The sequence below is a fragment of the Streptomyces sp. NPDC029041 genome (assembly GCF_040637515.1).
Lineage (GTDB): Bacteria > Actinomycetota > Actinomycetes > Streptomycetales > Streptomycetaceae > Streptomyces.
In genome coordinates this window covers 231,676-250,415 of the sequence record NZ_JBEZWO010000005.1, presented here as the reverse complement: position 1 = coordinate 250,415, position 18,740 = coordinate 231,676, and the positions used below count along the sequence as shown (strand labels likewise).

The 18,740-nt window shown below is 73.0% G+C and carries 14 protein-coding genes; 2 read left to right on the top strand and 12 right to left on the bottom strand.

The window, feature by feature from the left end; genetic code table 11:
• Nucleotides 1-2 precede the first annotated feature (2 nt).
• From AB0F04_RS14500 to AB0F04_RS14450, 11 genes are all read right to left on the bottom strand, one after another.
• The gene (locus AB0F04_RS14500) at nucleotides 3-1,601 is read right to left on the bottom strand and encodes a carboxyl transferase domain-containing protein (RefSeq protein ID WP_362041245.1); all 1,599 of its coding nucleotides are present in this window, start codon (nucleotides 1,599-1,601) and stop codon (nucleotides 3-5) included.
• Nucleotides 1,598-3,268 (bottom strand): acyclic terpene utilization AtuA family protein, encoded by a 1,671-nt coding sequence (locus AB0F04_RS14495; RefSeq protein ID WP_362041244.1) that lies wholly within the window; start codon nucleotides 3,266-3,268, stop codon nucleotides 1,598-1,600. The genes AB0F04_RS14500 and AB0F04_RS14495 overlap by 4 nt, the downstream gene beginning before the upstream one ends.
• A gap of 64 nt (nucleotides 3,269-3,332) precedes the next feature.
• Nucleotides 3,333-4,127, bottom strand: a complete 795-nt coding sequence (locus AB0F04_RS14490; protein WP_362041242.1) for a TIGR03084 family metal-binding protein — start codon at nucleotides 4,125-4,127, stop codon at nucleotides 3,333-3,335.
• 208 nt (nucleotides 4,128-4,335) lie between these two features.
• A complete protein-coding gene (locus AB0F04_RS14485) occupies nucleotides 4,336-4,938 on the bottom strand; it encodes a DinB family protein (RefSeq protein WP_362041240.1) in 603 nt (200 codons plus the stop codon).
• A gap of 71 nt (nucleotides 4,939-5,009) precedes the next feature.
• Nucleotides 5,010-5,966: an EamA family transporter gene (locus tag AB0F04_RS14480; RefSeq protein WP_362041238.1), complete on the bottom strand. Its 957-nt coding sequence runs from the start codon at nucleotides 5,964-5,966 to the stop codon at nucleotides 5,010-5,012.
• Between the two features lie 163 nt (nucleotides 5,967-6,129).
• The gene (locus tag AB0F04_RS14475; RefSeq protein ID WP_362041236.1) at nucleotides 6,130-7,266 is read right to left on the bottom strand and encodes a peptidoglycan bridge formation glycyltransferase FemA/FemB family protein; all 1,137 of its coding nucleotides are present in this window, start codon (nucleotides 7,264-7,266) and stop codon (nucleotides 6,130-6,132) included.
• 621 nt (nucleotides 7,267-7,887) lie between these two features.
• Nucleotides 7,888-10,797, bottom strand: coding sequence for an FAD-binding and (Fe-S)-binding domain-containing protein (locus AB0F04_RS14470; protein ID WP_362041235.1), 2,910 nt, complete (start codon nucleotides 10,795-10,797; stop codon nucleotides 7,888-7,890).
• 25 nt (nucleotides 10,798-10,822) lie between these two features.
• On the bottom strand, nucleotides 10,823-11,665 hold the full coding sequence (locus AB0F04_RS14465) for a carbohydrate ABC transporter permease (protein WP_362041233.1): 843 nt from the start codon (nucleotides 11,663-11,665) through the stop codon (nucleotides 10,823-10,825).
• Nucleotides 11,666-11,672: 7 nt separating this feature from the next.
• Nucleotides 11,673-12,665: a sugar ABC transporter permease gene (locus tag AB0F04_RS14460; protein WP_362041231.1), complete on the bottom strand. Its 993-nt coding sequence runs from the start codon at nucleotides 12,663-12,665 to the stop codon at nucleotides 11,673-11,675.
• 93 nt (nucleotides 12,666-12,758) lie between these two features.
• Nucleotides 12,759-14,102 carry a sugar ABC transporter substrate-binding protein gene (locus tag AB0F04_RS14455; protein WP_362041229.1) on the bottom strand — a complete coding sequence of 448 codons (1,344 nt, stop codon included), beginning with the start codon at nucleotides 14,100-14,102 and terminating at the stop codon, nucleotides 12,759-12,761.
• A 76-nt stretch (nucleotides 14,103-14,178) separates the two neighbouring features.
• The gene (locus tag AB0F04_RS14450; RefSeq protein WP_362041227.1) at nucleotides 14,179-15,198 is read right to left on the bottom strand and encodes a LacI family DNA-binding transcriptional regulator; all 1,020 of its coding nucleotides are present in this window, start codon (nucleotides 15,196-15,198) and stop codon (nucleotides 14,179-14,181) included.
• 206 nt (nucleotides 15,199-15,404) lie between these two features.
• On the opposite strand from AB0F04_RS14450, the gene AB0F04_RS14445 reads away from it, so the two are divergent.
• Entirely contained in the window at nucleotides 15,405-16,754 is a 1,350-nt protein-coding gene (locus AB0F04_RS14445) for a mucin-1 (protein WP_362041226.1), read from the top strand.
• A gap of 72 nt (nucleotides 16,755-16,826) precedes the next feature.
• The gene (serC, locus tag AB0F04_RS14440; RefSeq protein ID WP_361921320.1) at nucleotides 16,827-17,945 is read left to right on the top strand and encodes a phosphoserine transaminase; all 1,119 of its coding nucleotides are present in this window, start codon (nucleotides 16,827-16,829) and stop codon (nucleotides 17,943-17,945) included.
• A gap of 60 nt (nucleotides 17,946-18,005) precedes the next feature.
• Here the strand turns inward: serC and AB0F04_RS14435 are convergent, their stop codons facing one another.
• A complete protein-coding gene (locus AB0F04_RS14435; RefSeq protein WP_362041223.1) occupies nucleotides 18,006-18,701 on the bottom strand; it encodes a formylglycine-generating enzyme family protein in 696 nt (231 codons plus the stop codon).
• Nucleotides 18,702-18,740 lie beyond the last annotated feature (39 nt).

Below are 18,740 nucleotides of genomic sequence, written 5' to 3'. Positions count from 1 at the left end.
CCTCACATCCGGAAGACGCCGAAGCCGCCGCGCGCGCCCTCGTAGGGGGCGGTGTGGATCGCGGAGAGGCACAGGCCGAGGACGGTGCGGGTGTCGCGCGGGTCGATGACGCCGTCGTCGTACAGCCGCCCGGACAGGAACATCGGCAGCGACTCGGACTCGATCTGCTGCTCGACCATGGCCCGCAGCGCCGCGTCCGCCTCCTCGTCGTAGGGCCGGCCCTTGGCGGCGGCCGACTGGCGGGCGACGATCGACAGCACGCCCGCGAGCTGCTGCGGGCCCATGACGGCCGATTTGGCGCTGGGCCAGGCGAAGAGGAAGCGGGGGTCGTAGGCGCGGCCGCACATGCCGTAGTGGCCGGCGCCGTAGGAGGCGCCCATGAGGACGGAGAGGTGGGGCACGCGGCTGTTGCTGACGGCGTTGATCATCATCGCGCCGTGTTTGATGATGCCGCCCTGCTCGTACTCCCTGCCGACCATGTAGCCGGTGGTGTTGTGCAGGAACAGCAGCGGGATGTCGCGCTGGTTGGCGAGCTGGATGAACTGGGCGGCCTTCTGGGACTCCTCGCTGAAGAGGACCCCTCGGGCGTTCGCCAGCACCCCCACGGGATAGCCGTGGAGCGTGGCCCAGCCGGTCGTCAGGCTCGTCCCGTAGAGCGGTTTGAACTCGTCGAAGTCGGAGGCGTCGACGATGCGGGCGATGACCTCGCGCGGGTCGAAGGGGCTCTTCAGGTCGCCGGGAACGATGCCCAGCAGCTCCTCCGCGTCATACTTGGGCGGCTCGGCGGGCCCCGGGTCCTGGTACGCCTTGCGGTGGTTGAGGCGGGCGACCACGCGCCGGGCCTGCCGGAGGGCGTCCGGCTCGTCGACGGCGAAGTAATCGGCGAGGCCCGAGGTGCGCGCGTGCATCTCGGCGCCGCCCAGGGACTCGTCGTCGCTCTCCTCCCCGGTGGCCATCTTCACCAGCGGCGGACCGCCGAGGAACACCTTCGCCCGCTCCTTGACCATGATCACGTGGTCGGACATGCCGGGGATGTAGGCGCCGCCGGCGGTGGAGTTGCCGAAGACGACGGCGACGGTGGGGATTCCGGCGGCCGACAGCCGGGTGAGGTCGCGGAAGATCGCGCCGCCGGGGATGAAGATCTCCTTCTGGGACGGCAGGTCGGCGCCCCCGGACTCCACCAGGCTGATGCAGGGCAGCCGGTTGGCGAGCGCGATGTCGTTGGCGCGCAGGGCCTTCTTCAGCGACCAGGGATTGCTCGCTCCGCCGCGCACGGTGGGGTCGTTGGCGGTGATCAGGCACTCCACGCCCCCGACGACCCCGATGCCGGTGACGAGGGACGCGCCGACGGTGTGGTCACTGCCCCAGGCGGCGAGCGGGGACAGCTCCAGGAAGGGCGTGTCGGGGTCGAGGAGCAGCTCGATGCGCTCGCGGGCGAGGAGCTTGCCGCGCGCCCGGTGGCGTGCGACGTACTTCTCGCCGCCGCCCGCGAGGGCTTTGGCGTGCTCGGCGTCGAGGGCGGCGAGCCTGGCGAGCATGGCCTCGCGGTTGGCCGCGTAGTCCGGGCCGTCGGTGTCGAGCCCGGAGGTCAGGACGGTCACAGCAGTGCCTCCGGTATGTCCAGGTGGCGGGAGCGCAGCCATTCGCCGAGGGCCTTGGCCTGCGGGTCGAAGCGGTGCCGCGCGGCGACACCGGCGCCGAGGATCCCCTCGACGACGAAGTCGAGGGCGCGCAGATTCGGCAGCACGTGCCGTACGACGGTCAGCTCGCGGCTCTCGGGGATCAGCTCCCGGAACCGGTCGGCGGTCAGCTCGTGCGCGAGCCATCGCCAGGCGTCGTCCGTGCGCGCCCACACCCCGACGTTGGCGTTGCCGCCCTTGTCCCCGCTGCGGGCGCCCGCCACGAGGCCGAGGGGAGCCCTGGTGACCGGTCCGGGCGGCAGCGGCTCGGGCAGCGGAGGCTCCGGGACGTCGTCGAGAGCGCGAGTGTCCTGGGGCGGCGGAACCGGAATCCGCCGCCCGTCGTGGAGGACCGCCCCATGGTCGACTCCCCCATGGGGGACGTACACATCCTCGAAGACCCCATACGGCGAACCCTTTCCGGGTGGGGCGAGCACATGGAAGCCGGGGTAGCTGGCCAGGGCCAGCTCCACCGCCGCCCCGCTCAGCGCCCGTCCGGCCACTTCCTGGTCGGGGTCCCGTACGACGAGCCGCAGCAACGCGCTCGCCGTCTCCTCGGTGGGCGCGTCGGGGCGGTCGGTGCGAGCCAGTTCCCAACGCACGTCGGACACTTCGGCGAGGGCCGGTTCCAGCTGCTCCCGCACCAGGGCGGCCTTGGCCTCGACGTCGAGGCCGGTGAGTACGAAGACCACCTCGTTGCGGAAGCCGCCGAGCCGGTTGAGGCCGACTTTGAGGGTGGGCGGCGGTGCCTCGCCGCGCACGCCCTCGATCCGCACCCGGTCGGGCCCCTCCTGGCTCAGCCGCACGGTGTCCAGCCGGGTCGTGACGTCCGGGCCCGCGTACCGGGCGCCGGCCGTCTCGTACAGCAGCTGCGCGGTGACCGTGCCGACGTCGACGAAGCCGCCGGTGCCGGGGTGCTTGGTGATGACGCAGCCGCCGTCCTCGTGCAGCTCGGCGAGCGGGAAGCCGGGGCGGCGGACGTCGCCGTCCCGGAAGAACGCGTAGTTGCCGCCGGTGGCCTGCGCCCCGCACTCCAGGACGTGCCCCGCGACCACCGCGCCCGCGAGCCGGTCGTGGTCCTGCGGCGTCCAGCCGAAGTGCGCGGCGGCGGGCCCGGTGACCAGGGCGGCGTCCGTCACCCGCCCCGTGACGACGACGTCGGCGCCCGCCCGCAGGCCCTCCGCGATGCCGAAGCCGCCGAGGTAGGCGTGGGCGGCGAGAGTACCGGGGTAGGCGGCGGTGAGGTCGTCGCCCGTCACATGGGCGACGCGTACGGGGATGCCCAGCCGGCCGGCCAACTGCGTCACGGCGTCGGCGAGTCCGGCCGGGTTGAGCCCTCCCGCGTTGGTGACGATCCTGACACCCCGCTCGTGTGCGAGCCCCAGGCACTCCTCCAACTGCCGCAGGAACGTACGGGCGTATCCGGCGGCCGGGTCCTTCAGTCGGTCCCGGCCGAGGATGAGCATGGTCAGCTCGGCGAGGTAGTCACCGGTGAGGACGTCGAGTTCGCCGCCGGTGAGCATCTCGCGCATCGCGTCGAAGCGGTCGCCGTAGAAGCCGGAGGCGTTGCCGATGCGGAGGGGCGTCACGAGACCGCCTCCGAGCCGCCGCGCCCGGGCGTCACGAGCCGGGCCCCGCCACCGCGCACGGGCGTCACGAGACCGGCCCCTTCGGCGGGCGTCCGTCGCCCGGCGGTCCCGCGAAGGCCTGCGCGAGGCCGAGCCAGCGGTCGGCGTCGGGGCCCTCGGCGCGCAGGGCGAGGTCGGAGCGGTGGGCGCGCTGGGTGACGAGGAGGCAGAAGTCGAGGGCGGGCCCGGTGACGCGCTGCTGAGCGTCCTCGGGGCCGTAGGTCCACAGGTCGCCGGAGGGGGCTTGGAGTTCGACGCGGAACGGGTCGGCCGGCGGGGTCAGGCCGTGCACGCCGTAGGCGAAGTCCCGGGTCCGGACCCCGAGCCGCACCACATGCCGCAGCCGGTCGGTGGGTGGGCGCACCACACCCAGGGTGTCGGCCACGTCCTGGCCGTGGGCCCAGGTCTCCATGAGGCGGGCCGTCGCCATGGAGGCGGCCGACATGGGTGGGCCGTACCAGGGGAAGCGTGCCTTCGGCGGAGCGGCCCGCAGCGCCTCCTCCAGTGCCGTACGCCCGTCACGCCACCGGGCGAGGAGCTCGCCGGGCGGGAGTACCGCGCCCTCCTCGGCGCCCTGGTCGACGAAGGAGTCCGGCGCGGCGAGGGCCTTCTCGACCAGCGTGCGGAAGCCGTCGGCGTCGGTGACGGCGAGCAGGGCCGAGCGGTCCGTCCAGGCGAGATGGGCGATCTGGTGGGCCACGGTCCAGCCGGGCGCGGGGGTCGCGAGCGACCATCGCTGTGGGGCCGACGCGGCCACGAGGCGGTCGAGTTCCTCGCTCTCCTCGCGCAGATCGTCGATCACGGGCATCGGATCGGACACGGGCGCTCCCCTCGGGGCACGGCGGTGTGCGGGGTGGTGCGGTGCGGGGTGGTGCGGCGTGCTGAGGAGCATGGCAGCGGCGCCAGAAACAATCAAGCGTGCTTGCATGATTTCTTCTTCGGGAGTGTGACGCAGTCGAGCGGCGCCCGGCCGACACTCCCGCGCGCGGCCCCTCGCTCCCGCCCGGCCCCGCCCGCCGCGCGGAGATTCAGGCGCCCCGGTCCGCCGCCCTCGCCGCCTCCTCCAGCCGGAGCCGATGGGCCTCCCACATCGCCCGGTCCCCCGGCGGCACGCTGTTCTTGCCCTGCGTCAGCCCGACCGAGCCGTCGATGAGTTCGCGCACGATGTCGGCGTGGCCGGCGTGACGGCTGGTGTCGGCGATCACGCGCACGAGGAGGTGGTGGAGCGTGGTCTCCCGCCGCTCCTCGGGCCACCAGGGGACGTGCCCGGTCGCGTCCAGCGGCAGCGCCGCGATCGTGCCGTCCGCGTGCCGCCACGCCCTGCGGTACAGGCCGGTGATGTCCTCGCGCGACTCGTCCGGGGTGGCCCACATGTCGGCGTTGGGTTCGGCGTCCTGCGTGTACCACCAGGGCGGCGGGTCCCCGGCGAAGAACGGCCGGCCGAACGCGTCCCCGAAGTACCCCAGCTCCACCCCGGCGGTGTGCTTGACCAGGCCCAGCAGATTCGTGCCGGTCGGAGTCAGGGGGCGGCGGACGTCGTACTCCGAGAGCCCGTCGAGCTTCCACAGCAGGGCCTCACGGGCGTCCTGCAGATAGCGGAGCAGGTCCGCCTTGGGGTCGGGTGCGGTCATGCGGGCAGTCTCGCACCCGGCTCCGACAACGGGGCCGGACGGCAACCGGCACCCCACCCGGCCCTCGGGCCCTACCCCTCCAGTCCCGTGCTCTCCAACGCCGCCTTCTTCCTCCGCCCCGGCCCCACCTGGGTGCGCACCGCCCCCATGCTCGCCGCGACGACGAGGGCGATCGCGGCGGCCTCGGCGGCGCTGAGGGCCTGGTCGAGGATGAGGAAACCGGCCGTCGCGGCGATGGCCGGTTCGAGGCTCATCAGGATCGCGAAGGTGGAGGCGGGCAGGCGGCGCAGGGCGAGGAGTTCGAGCGTGTAGGGCAGGACCGAGGAGAGCAGGGCGACCGCCGCGCCCAGACCCAGCGTCACCGGGTCGAGCAGCTTCGTGCCCGACTCGGCGATGCCCAGGGGCAGGAACAGCACCGCCCCCACCGCCATCGCGAGGGCCAGCCCGTCCGCCTGCGGGAAGCGGCGGCCCGTACGGGCGCTGAAGACGATGTAGGCCGCCCACATGGCGCCGGCCCCCAGGGCGAAGGCCGCTCCGGTGGGATCGAGGCCACTGAAGCCGCCCCCGCCCAGGAGGAAGACACCGGCCAGGGCCAGCGCCGCCCAGACGAGGTTGATCGCGCGGCGGGAGGCGAACACCGAGAGGGCGAGCGGGCCGAGGACCTCCAGCGTGACCGCGGGGCCCAGCGGGATGCGCGCGACGGCCTGGTAGAAGAGGCCGTTCATGGCGGCCATGGTGATGCCGAAGACGACCACCGTGCCCCAGTCGGTGCGCGAGTGGCCGCGCAGCCGCGGACGGCAGACCAGGAGCAGCACGACGGCCGCGACCAGCAGGCGCAGCGCCACGACCCCGAGGGCGCCCGCCCTGGGCATCAGCGTCACCGCCAGGGCGCCGCCGAACTGCACGGAGATGCCACCCGCGAGCACCAGGCCCACGGGCCCGAGCGAGCCGAGCCGGCCCGGGCCGGCCGCGGGTGCGGCGGCGCCGGTCGTGGGCTGGGGTGTGGCGGTGGTCTCCGGCGTGGTCACGGGCGGGTCCTGGGCTCGGGGGGCGGTGTCCGGGGTCGGACGGCGTGTGCGGTGCGCGCACCCGGACCTACGCGACGTACATCCCGATGCACTGCACAGTCCATGGTAATGGACTTGGCCAGGTGCGTGAACCCCTTTTGCCTCTGTCCCGCGGCGTGAGACGTCAGCGCCGGGAGAGGTAGAGCTCGAACGCCTTGTGGAGCAGCCGGTTGAGCGGGTAGTCCCATTCGCCGAGGTACTCCACGGCCTCGCCGCCGGTGCCCACCTTGAAGCGGAGCAGGCCCAGCAGGTGGCTGGACTCCTCCAGGGTGTCGGTGATGCCGCGCAGGTCGTAGACGGCGGCGCCCCCTTCGTGCGCGTCGGTCATCATGCGCCACTGCAGGGCGCTGCTCGGCTGGACCTCGCGGCGGCGGCTCGTGGAGGCGCCGTAGGAGTACCAGACGTGGTCCCCGACGGTCAGCATCGTGGCGGCGGCGAGCACCTCGCCGTCGTGGTGGGCGAGATAGAGCCGCATCCGGTCCGGGTGTTCGGCGGTCAGCGCGCTCCACATGCGCTGGAAGTACGGCAGGGGGCGCGGGACGAAGCGGTCCCGTTCGGCGGTCTCGCAGTACAGCTCGTGGAAGGCCGGCAGGTCCGCCAGGTCGCCGCGCACGACCTTCACCCCGGCTTTCTCCGCCTTCTTGATGTTGCGGCGCCATTGCTGATTGAGGCCGTTGTGGATGTCCTGGAGCGACCGGCCGGCGAAGGGCACCTGGAAGACGTAGCGGGGCTGCCCCGCGGCGAAGCCGTCCCCGCCGGAGACCTCCGACCGCCGCCAGCCCATCCGGCGCAGGCGGTCCGCGACCTGACCGGCCCGCGGTTCGTACGACGTCGCCCGCACGTCGCGCAGCCGCCGGGCGGCCGGGTCCGCGATCGCCGCCTTGACCGCGTCGGCGCTCCAGCGACGCACCACGACCGGCGGGCCCATGCGCACCGCGAAAGCGCCCCGGCGTCTCAAGTGCGCGATCATCGGCTCCAGCAGGCGGTCGAGGCCGGGCTCGTCCCAGTCGAGCAGCGGGCCCTCGGGCAGATAGGCGAAGCAGTGCGGCAGTCCGGGCAGCCGCGGCCCGGGCAGGGGACGCAGCAGCACCAGTCCCGCGCCGACGAGCTGCCCGCCGTCGTCGAACCAGCCGAGGCTCTCCGCCTTCCAGTCGGGCTTCACCTCGCCCCAGGACGGGACCTGGGTGTGGCTGGCGGAGGGGCGGGCCGTGACGAACGCGAGGTGCTCGTCACGGGTGATCGGCTGGACGCGGACGCTCATGCGCGGGCTCCTTCGAGCAGCGGCCCTGGACGGGCGGTGACTGGTCCCGCGAGCCTAGGAGCGGCGTCGGCCCTCCCCCGGTTCAGACACTCGGGGCACCCGCCCCATGGCCCGAACGCCCCACGCCGCGGGCCCGCCGACCCCACAGCCCGCAGCCCGCAGCCATCCGGCCGTCGGCCCGGCAGCCCGCAGCCACCCGGCCGCCGACCCCACAACCCACCGCCACCCGGCCCGCCGACCCCACACCCCACAGCCACCCAGCCGCCGACCCCACACCCCACAGCCACCCAGCCGCCGACCCCACAACCCACCGCCACCCGGCCCACCGACCCCACAACCCACAGCCACGGGCCCACCGACCCCACAACCCACAGCCACCCAGCCGCCGACCCCACAGCCCACCGCCACCCGGCCCACCGACCCCACAGCCATCCGGCCCACCGACCCCACAACCCACAGCCACCCGGCCCACCGACCCCACAACCCACAGCCACCCGGCCCACCGACCCCACAGCCATCCGGCCGTCGGCCACGCAGGCCGCAGCCCCCAGCCACCCGGCCGTCGGCCACGCAGGCCTCAGCCCACAGCCACCCGGCCCACCGACACGTGACCCGAACGCCTCACCCCCCGTCCCACCGGCCCTTCTCGCCCTCCGCTCCGTCCTCCGTTCCGTCCAGCGCCTCGGCCAGCACCTCCGCCAGGTGCCTGCCCCGTACACCCGCCAGCTGTTCCAGCTGGGTGCGGCAGGAGAAGCCGTCCGCCAGGACCACCGTGCCGTCCGGGGCGTCCCGCACCGAGGGCAGGAGCTGTTCCTCCGCGCAGGCGGTGGACACCTCCCAGTGGCCCTTCTCGAAGCCGAAGTTCCCCGCGAGGCCGCAGCAGCCGCCGCTCAGTTCACCGGTGAGCCGGGCCGCCTCCCGCAGCCGGCGGTCGGCGGCGTCGCCGAGCACCGCCTGCTGGTGGCAGTGGGTCTGCCCGGCCACCGGACGGTCCACGCGCGGCGGCGCCCAGCCGGGCGCGTGGCGCTCCAGCGTCTCCGCGAAGGTGAGCACACGCCCGGCGAGGCGGGCCGCGCGCGGGTCGTCGTGCAGCAGCTCGGGGACATCGGTGCGCAGGGCCGCGGCACAGCTCGGCTCCAGCACCACGACCGGCGCGTCCGTCTCCAGCACCGGTTCCATCAGATCCAGCGTGCGGCGCATGACGGTCCGGGCACGGTCCAGCTGGCCCGTCGACACGTACGTCAGCCCGCAGCAGACCCGGCCGCGGCCGCGCAACAGGGACAGCGGATCGAGGGCGACGGTCCTGCCGTCCCCCACGGGCGGTTTCGCCAGCCGCACGGTCGGCGGCAGCGCCACCCGCAGCCCGGCCGCCTCCAGGACCCGTACGGCGGCCTGCCCGACGGAGGGCGAGAGGTGCTCGGTGAAGGTGTCCGGCCACAGCACGACGAGGTCGCCGCGGACAGCGGCCCTCTCACCCCGCCGTCGCTCCCACCAGCGGCTGAACGTCCGCGACGCCACCCTGGGGATCTCCCGCTCGGGCGTGATCCCGCCCAGCCGCTTCGCCGCCCGGGCGAGCGGCCCTGCCGCGGACAGCGCGTTGACCAGCCATGCCGTGCGGGTGCGGGACACCGCCCGGAGCCACACCGGCAGCCGGCCCATCGAGTGGTGCGCGGCGGGCCGGCGCCGCCCGGCGTAGTGGTGGTGCAGGAACTCCGCCTTGTACGTGGCCATGTCGACCCCGACCGGGCAGTCCGACCGGCAGCCCTTGCAGGACAGGCACAGGTCGAGCGCGTCCCGGACCTCGGCCGAGCGCCAGCCGTCCGTCACCACCTCGCCGGCGAGCATCTCGTGCAGCAGCCGGGCCCGCCCGCGCGTGGAGTGCTCCTCCTCGCCCGTCGCCCGGAAGGACGGGCACATGACGCCCGAGCCGGACACCGACGCCGTACGGCACTTGGCCACGCCCACGCAGCGCCGCACCGCCGCCCGGAAGTCGCCGCCGTCGGTGGGATAACCGAAGGCCACGTCGACCGGTTCGCGGGGCAGGACCGAGAAACGCAGGCCGGCGTCGAGGGGCGCGGGGCGCACGAGCATCCCGGGGTTGAGCAGGTCGTCCGGGTCCCACACGCCCTTGACCCGCCCGAACAGACCGACCATCTCCGGGCCGTACATCCTCGGCAGCAGCTCCGCCCGCGCCTGCCCGTCGCCGTGCTCCCCGGACAGCGACCCGCCGTGCGCCACCACCAGCTCCGCGAGCTCCTCCGAGAAGCGGCGGAAGCGGGCGACACCGGCCTCGGTGAGGAGGTCGAAGTCGATGCGGACGTGGATGCAGCCGTCCCCGAAGTGCCCGTAGGGCGTGCCGCGCAGTCCGTGCGCCGCCATCAGGGCCCGGAAGTCCCGCAGGTACGCGCCGAGCCGGGCGGGCGGTACCGCGCAGTCCTCCCAGCCCGGCCACGCCTCGGTCCCGTCCGGCATGCGCGTGGCCGTACCGCTGGCGTCCTCCCGGATCCGCCACAGGGCACGCTGCCCCGCCGGGTCGGTGACCAGGAGCGCGTCCAGGACGTCGGCGGCCCGCACGATCGCCTCCGCACGCGCGCGTGCCTCGCCCGCCGACTCCCCGCCGGTCTCCACGAACAGCCAGGCCCCGCCCCGCGGCAGCGCCTCCGGGAACGGCACCAGGTCCGCCGCCATGCCCTCCACCGTCAGCGGGCCGAACGGCAGCAGCCCGGCCGCCGCCTCCGCCGCCGCGCTCTCGTCGGCGTAGCCGAGCACGGCCAGCGCACGCGCGCGTGGCGCCTCGACCAGACGTACGACCGCCTCGGTCAGCACACCGAGGGTGCCCTCGGAGCCGCAGAAGGAGCGGGCCACGTCGGCGCCGCGCTCGGGCAGCAGGGCGTCCAGCGCGTATCCGGAGATGCGGCGGGGCAGGTCGGGGAAGCCGGTGCGCAGGCGCGCCAGTTCCCCCTCGGCCAGGGCGCGCAGCCCGTCCGGCGCGCCGGCCCAGTCCTGCCCGAGCCGCAGGCGCTCGCCGCGTGCGGTGACGACGTCCAGTTCGCGCACACTGTCCGCGGTCGTGCCCCATGCCACGGAGTGCGAGCCGCACGAGTTGTTGCCGATCATGCCGCCGAGCGTGCAGCGGCTGTGGGTGGAGGGGTCGGGGCCGAACCGCAGGCCGTGCGGGGCGGCGGCCTCCTGGAGCCGGTCGAGGACGAGGCCGGGCTGGACGACGGCGGTGCGGGTCTCCGGATCGAGCGACAGCAGCCGGTTCATGTGCCGGGTGAAGTCCAGGACGACACCGGTGCCGGTGGCCTGTCCGGCGATGGAGGTGCCTCCGCCCCGGGCGACCACGGGCACCCCGTGCTCCCGGCACACCGCGAGCGCCGCCGCCACGTCGTCGGCGTCACGCGGAGCGACCACGCCCGCCGGGACCCGACGGTAGTTGGACGCGTCCATGGTCGTCAGCGCCCGGGAGGTGACGTCGAACCCGACGTCACCCCGGACGACGGCACGCAACCGCGCTTCGAGATCCGTCATGCGTCCAGCATGCCCCCGGGGAGTCTCAGCCCTTGACGGCGGAGCTGGCCACGCCCTCGACGAACCAGCGCTGGAAGAACGCGAACACGATCAGCACGGGCAGCACCAGCAGCACGCCGAAGGCGAGGATCTGGCCCCAGTCCGGCGGCTGCTGGCCCTGGAAGACGCTCATCTCCAGCGGCAGCGGGCGCACGGACGGGTCGGACACCATCAGCACCGGCCACAGGAAGGAGCCCCACTGGATGAGGAAGGTGAGGATCGCGACCGAGGCGAACACCGGCCGGGACATCGGCACGATGATCGCGAAGAAGGTGCGCCAGGGGCCCGCGCCGTCCAGCCGGGCCGCCTCCTCGATGCTCGGCGGGATCTTCTTGAAGAAGGTGTGGAACTGGTAGATCGCGAAGGCGTTGGCGACGAACGGCAGCGCCTGGATGAACAGGGTGTTGCGCTGGCCGTTGAACATGTAGAACAGCGGCACCGCCACCGACTCGAACGGGATCAGCATCAGCAGCAGGACGAGGGTGAACACCGCGTTCTGCCCCCGCCACTTCAGCCGCGTCAGCCCGTAGGCCGCCATCGAGTTGACGATCAGGCCGCCCGCCACCACCACGAACGACAGCAGCACCGACACGCCCATGAACTGCCAGAAGTAGCCGGTGCTGTCGGAGTTCAGGCTGTCGAGGACGGCCGCGTAGTTGTCGAAGGAGAGGTGGGTGGGCAGGAAGCCGGACAGGCCGTTCAGGACCTCGTCCGACGGCTTGAGGCTGCCGAGGAAGAGGTAGAGCGCGGGGAGGGCGAAGACGAACGCCAGGACGCTCAGGACGGTGTAGTCCAGGACGCGGCGCACGGGCGTACGGGTCATGGCCATGGGTGGGTCAGTCCTCGTTGTCGGGCCGGACGACGCGGCGCTGGACGATGGTCAGGGCGACGACGATCAGGAAGAACACCACGGTGACGGCCGAGGCCTGGCCGATGTTGTTCTGGTCGAAGGCCGTGGTGACGGCCTGGTACATCACCGTGCGGGTGGCGTCCTCGTCCAGGCCGCCGCCGCGGATGAGGATGTACACCTGGTCGAAGACCCGGAAGGACAGCACCGAGGTCAGCATCGCGACGAAGACGAGGGTGCCGCGGATGCCGGGCAGGGTGACGTGCCGGAACTGCTGCCAACGGGAGGCCCGGTCCAGCTGGGAGGCCTCGTAGAGCTCGCCGGGGATCTGCTGGAGGCCGGCCAGCAGGATGACCATCTGGAAGCCGACGCCCTGCCACACCGACAGCACGATGATCGAGCCCATCGCGGTGAGGCCGTCGCCGAGCCAGTCGAAGGCGCCCCAGTTGCCGAACGTGACCATGTCCAGCGCGGAGTTGAGCATGCCCTGCTCGCTGCGGGCGAGGATCAGCCGCCAGATCACGGCGACCAGCGCCATCGGGAAGACCACCGGCATGAAGAAGAAGGACCGGAACACGCCGATGGCCTTCAGCTTGCGGTTGAGCAGGATCGCCAGCGCCAGCGCCAGACCCGTCTGGAGCGGTACGACGACCACGGCGAAGGTCAGGTTGTTCAGCAGCGCCCGCAGGAACGGGCCGGACAGGTCGGGGTCGGTGAACAGCCGCCGGTAGTGCTCCACGCCGAAGAAGGTGGGCTCCAGCGGCGATCCGAGACGGACGTTGTAGAAGGAGAGCACCACGGCGTAGCCGAACGGGATGCCGACGAAGGCGATCAGCCCGCTGACGGCCGGGGCGGCCATGAGCAGCCCGTGCAGCCGGTCACGGTTACCGCGCGCGGGACGCGGGGGCTTCGCGGGGGGTGCGGACGAGACGGCCTGCGCCCGGTCTCGGGCCGCGGCGTGCGCGGGTTCCACGGTTTTCACGGGAGGGTCCTCTTCCCGGCGGGGCGGGCGCGGTCGGTACGTGGCGGTGTCACCACGTCGACGGCGGCCGCCCGGGCCGATGCGTCCTGCGGGTTACGGGATCTCGTAACCGGCGTTGTCGGTGAAGTCCCGGTCGATGGCGCGGGCGGCCTTCTTCAGGGCTTCCTCGGGGTCGGCGCCGCCGTAGACCGAGTTGAGGGCCGTGCTGAACTTGGCGGTGACGGTGGGGTATCCGGCGGTCACCGGGCGGGTGACGGCGACGCAGGAGCTGCTGATGTCGCTGTCGCCGCACGGCTTGGCCAGCTGGTCGGCGAAGAGCTGGAGCGGGCCGCCCTTCTTGTACAGCTCGCTCTTGGCGAGCGCGGTCTTGGTGGCGGGCACCGCGCCGTTGGCCTTCGTCATCGCGCCGACGTTGGTGTCGTTCAGCAGGTAGTCCAGGAAGACGCCCGCGGCCTTGCCGTTCTTGCTCTTGGCGCCGATGCCCCAGGCCCACGAGCCCTGGCCGGCCTTGGGGCCGTTGCCGAAGTCCGGCAGCGGCACGACGGCGAGGTCGTCACCGAGGGCCTCGCTGTAGGCGGGGTAGTTCCAGTGGCCGACCCAGCTCAGCGCCACCTTGCCCTGGGCGAAGGCGTTGCCGTCGGTGTTGGGGTCGACGTAGGGCTTCCAGGACTGGAAGGTCTTCATCGCGGAGACGACCTTCGGGCTGTCCAGGGCGCCCTCTGCCTTGCCGTCCTTCAGCAGGCCGCCGCCGGCCGAGAAGACGATCGGGGAGAAGCCGAAGGTGCCCCACTCGGAGGCCAGGCCGTACTGCTCCGATATGTCGAGGACCTTGCCGTCGGAGTCCTTGCCCTTCAGCGCCTTGAGGGCCTTGCCGAACTCCTCGGCCGTCCAGGCGTCTTCCAGGCCTGTCGGGTACTTCACACCGGCCGCGTCCAGCAGCTTCTTGTTGGCGTACAGGCCGAGCCCGGCGTCGAACATGCCGAGGCCGTAGTGCTTGCCGTCGATCTCGCCCTGCGCCTTGATCGCGTCGGTGGCGTTGCCGAGGGTCTTGGCGGAGACGTGGCCGTCGACCGGGGCGAGCTTGCTGTTGTAGACGAAGTTCGCCATCGTCGGGCCGTCGAACTCCAGCACGTCCGGCAGCTCGGAGGCGTTCGTGGCGGTGATGGTCTTCGTGTAGTCCTTCTCCGGTATGAGCTTCAGCTCGGCCTTGACGTCGCTCTGCGAGGAGTTGAAGGACTTCACCGCGTTCTGCAGCGCGGTCGCCTCGCCCGCCTGGCCCTGGTGGGCCCAGACGCTGATGGTGCCCTTGCCGCTGCCCTGTTCGGCTGAGGTGTCGCTGCCGCCGCCCCCGCCGCCGCAGGCGGCCAGCGCGGCCAGGGGCAGCAGGGCGAGGGCCGTCAGGCCCGTACGGCGGTGTCGTCCGTGGCCGGTGATCATGGTGGTGCCTCCGAGCGGGTGTGCGGTGGGTACGCGGGCGAGGGGAAGAGCGGGGGGGACGGAACGGGTGGGAGAGCTATCGCTGCCGACCGGTGTGCGGCGGAGCGGTGGTCTCGCGCAGGACGAGGCGGATGGGCATCTCGACGGGCTCCGGTGACCCGGCGTCCGGTTCGTCGAGGTGCGTCAGCAGCAGCCGGGCCGCCTCCCGGCCCTGGGCCGCGACCGGCTGGGCCACGGTGGTCAGCCCGACCACCTCGGACAGCTCGTGATCGTCGAAGCCGACCACGGACACGTCCTCGGGAACCCTCAGCCGGTGGCGGCGCAGGGCGCGCAGCGCGCCCATCGCCATCTCGTCGGACTGGGCGAACACGGCGGTCGGCGGGTGGCGCAGCGCCAGCAGTTCGGTCATGGCCCGCTCGCCGCCCTCGACCGTGTAGCCGCCGTCCGCCTCCAGGGCGGGGTCGGGCTCGATCCCGGAGTCGGCCAGCACGTCCAGGTAGCCCTGCCGGCGGTCGAGGGGGGTGGTCCAGTGCAGCGGCTCGCTGGCGCCGGAGATCATGCCGATCCGCCGGTGGCCGAGGTTCACCAGGTGCCGTACGGCGCTTTGCGCCCCGCCCCGGTCGTCGATGCCGACCACCGTGAAACCGGGCCGGGCGCCGCCGACCGTCGTCGCCAGCGGCACGCCGAGGGAGCACAGGGCGGCCGCCTCCTCGGGGTCCGGGATCAGCAGGGACAGCACGGCGTCGACCCGCTTGCGGATCGGCAGCTTGGTGAAGAAACGCTTGCGCGCCTCCGGTGAGCCGAGGTTGTACAGCAGGACGTCGTACCCGGCGGCGCTGAAGACCTTCTCGGCGGCGTCCAGCACCGTGCCGAAGAACCAGCGGCCGACGTACGGGACGACGACGCCGATGGTGTAGGTGCGTCCGCTGGCCAGGCTGGAGGCCGAGCGCGAGGCGGTGTAGCCGAGTTCGGCGGCGGCCGCGACGATCCGGGCCCGCATCTCCTCCGACACTCCCGAACGGCCGCGCAGGGCGCGGGACACGGTGGACGCCGAGACGCCGGTTGCCTCGGCGACATCGGTGATGCTGACCGTCACGGGACGCTCCTTGATCGGGTGCACGCCGCGCGGCGGGGGTCCGGAGCACGTCGGCGGGAGGGGGAGTGACGAGACCGTAAACCCGCACACCTGGTTGCGCAAGCGTTTGCGTTCAGATTTACTTCGGCTGACTCCCAGAGGAACTCCCCCCAGCAAGATCACAGCGCACGCGTTTGAGTGCCGCTGTCGGCAGACAGGACCTGTCCATGCGATACGCGCCGCCCGGCCTCTGCGTGAACGACTTCGACCTCCTGCGCCACGCGGACGGCACCTACACCGCGCTGCACCTGCAGGGGCCGTGGACGGCCGAGTTCGACCACCTGCGCATGGAGACCTCCTACGGCCGGGCCACCTCCACCGACCTGGTCCGCTGGGAGCCGCAGGGCACGGCCTTCGGCAACGGCCTGCCGGGCCGCTTCGACCAGCAGGCGGTGTGGACCATGCACGCCTTCCCGCACGGGTCCGGCATGGCGATGCTCTACACCGCCGTCTCCGGGCTCACCGCGGGCGGCTGGCCCCTGCAGTCGATCGGCCTGGCCCGCTCCGAGCGCACCGACGGCACCGGCTGGCGCCGCCACGGCACGGGTCCGGTCGTCGAGGCGGACGGGCGCTGGTACCGCACGGCCGAGCGCATGGGCTGGCGCGACCCCTTCGTCGTACGCGACGACGAGTCCGACGGCTGGGTGATGGTGGTCTGCGCCGCCGACGCCTCCCTGCCCGTCGAGGTCGGCGGGTGCGTCGCCTGGGCGACCTCCGACGACCTGGAGCACTGGACGGTCCACCCGCCGCTGCTCTCCCCCGGCGACGTCGACGAGTTCGAGTGCCCGGTCCTCGAACGCCTCGACGACGGCAGCTGGCTGCTGCTCGGCTCGATCGGCGCCACCCGGGGCTTCGAGGCGTGGACCGCCCCGCGCCTGCGCGGCCCGTGGACCCGCCGCGGCCCGCTCGGCCCGACCGGCGCGTACGCCCCGCGCGTGGTGGCAGCCCCCGACGGCTCCCGGGTCGTGCTGCACACCACCCCGCGCCGCGTCGGCCTCAGCGACACCGGCGAGCGCTGCCGCGGCATGCTCACCCAGCCCAAGTCCCTCGTGGTACCCGAGGATTCCGCGCCCCGCCTGGAATGGTGGCCGGGCCTGGACCCCTGGCTCGGCGAGGAGACGTACGACGCCCCGCTGCACGCGGTCGGTGACGTCGGCCTCCGCGGCCGCACCGAGATCACCCTGCGCACACACGTCGCCGACGGGGACCGGCCCGCGCTCACGGTCGGCTGCGACGGCAAGAACCTCCGGGTCACCGGCCCGGACGGCGACCTGCTCGGCGAGACCCTCCTGAGGGAACCCGCCGCCTCACTGCGCATCCTCACCGTCGGTGAGTACGTCGAGGTCTACGCCGACGGCGTCTTCGTCCTCACCACCCTGTGCTACTCCGGCCGCCCCGCCCCCTGGACGGCCACCACCGAGGGCGGGGCCCGGCCGGTCGCCGTCCGCCCCCTCCTGCTGCCGGACCCCCACCGCGACGACGCCTCGGCCGTCTGGCCCGGCCCGCAGCCGCACTGACCCGTCCACGCCCCGTCTCACCCGACGGACGACGTTTCGCCCACGTTTCCGGAAACGGCTACGCTCCCCTTCGTGGCTGAGATCCAGATTCCTGCTGACATCAAGCCCGCCGACGGTCGATTCGGCGCTGGCCCCTCCAAGGTGCGGGTGGAGGCGCTGGACGCCCTGGCCGCCACCGGCACGTCCCTGCTCGGCACCTCCCACCGTCAGGCCCCCGTCAAGAACCTGGTCGGCCAGGTGCGCGAGGGCATCAGCGAGCTGTTCCAGCTCCCCGACGGCTACGAGGTGGTCCTGGGCAACGGCGGCTCGACCGCGTTCTGGGACATCGCGACGCACGGCCTGATCGAGAACAGGTCGCAGCACCTCACCTTCGGCGAGTTCTCGTCCAAGTTCGCCAAGGCCGCCAAGCTCGCGCCCTGGCTGGCCGAGCCGGACGTCATCTCCGCCGACCCGGGCACCCACCCGGAGGCGGTCGCCGAGGCAGGTGTGGACGTCTACGCGTTCACCCACAACGAGACCTCGACCGGTGTCGCCATGCCGATCAAGCGCGTGGCCGGTGCCGACGAGGGCGCGCTGGTCCTGGTGGACGCCACCTCCGGCGCGGGCGGCCTGCCGGTCGACATCGCCGAGACGGACGTCTACTACTTCGCCCCGCAGAAGTCCTTCGCCTCCGACGGCGGCCTGTGGATCGGCGTCTTCTCCCCGGCCGCGATCGAGCGCGCCGAGCGGGTCCACGCCTCCGGCCGCCACGTCCCGGAGTTCTTCTCGCTCCCGACGGCGATCGACAACTCCCGCAAGAACCAGACGTACAACACCCCGGCGCTGGCCACCCTCTTCCTGCTGAACCAGCAGCTGGAGTGGATCAACGGCCAGGGCGGCCTGGACTGGTCGGTCCGGCGCACCGCCACCTCCGCCCGGACCCTCTACGGCTGGGCCGAGGACATCAAGTACGCCAACCCGTTCGTCACCGACCCGGCCAAGCGCTCGCAGGTCATCGGGACGATCGACTTCACCGACGAGGTCGACGCGGCCGCCGTCGCCAAGGTGCTGCGCGCCAACGGCATCGTCGACACCGAGCCCTACCGCAAGCTCGGCCGCAACCAGCTGCGCGTCGCGATGTTCCCGGCGATCGACCCGGCGGACATCGAGGCGCTCACGAAGTGCGTCGACTACGTGATCGAGAAGCTCTGACCTTCTCGCGTACGTGAGTGTCGAGGGCGTCCCGCCCGTGCGGGGCGCCCTCTCGCGTGCTCAGGCCCGCATCGTTCGCACGGCCCCCGGAACCGAGCGCGCCACCCGGAACCCCACGTCGTCGATCCGGAACGTCGGATGGCTCCGGCGGCGTACCGAGGCGCGGCAGCTCCAGTGCTCGTCGGACCAGCCGCCGCCCCGCAGCACCCGGTAGGTGCCGTAGACCTCGGCGTCGTAGAGGTCCCAGCACCAGTCCCAGGTGTTGCCCAGCATGTCGTACAGGCCCCAGGCGTTGGGCTGCTTGCCGCCCACCGGGTGGATACGGTCGTCCGCGTTGCCGCGGTACCAGGCGATCTCGTCGAGCGGGCCGTAGCGCGGGCCGGTGCTGCCTGCGCGGCAGGCGTGCTCCCACTCCGCCTCGGTCGGCAGCCGGTACCCGTCGGCGGTGGTGTCCCAGCGGGCCTCCCCGTCCCCGGGCCGCACCTCGTACGAGGGGGTCAGGCCCTCGCGCACGGACAGGGCGTTGCAGAACCGGATCGCGTCCCACCAGGACACGCCCTCGACGGGCAGCCGGTCGCCCCGGGCCGAGCTCGGGCACTCGCCGGTGACCTCGGCGTACCAGGCCTGCGTGACCGGGAACGCCGACATCCAAAACGAGCCGACCTCCACCGCCCAACTGCGCTCGGTCCGCCGGTCGGACAGCGTGACGCGCCCCGCCGGGACGGCCACCATCTCGTCGTGCACGCTCTCCCCCATGACCGGACACCCTAGCCCCGGCCGCCGACCGGGTCTTCG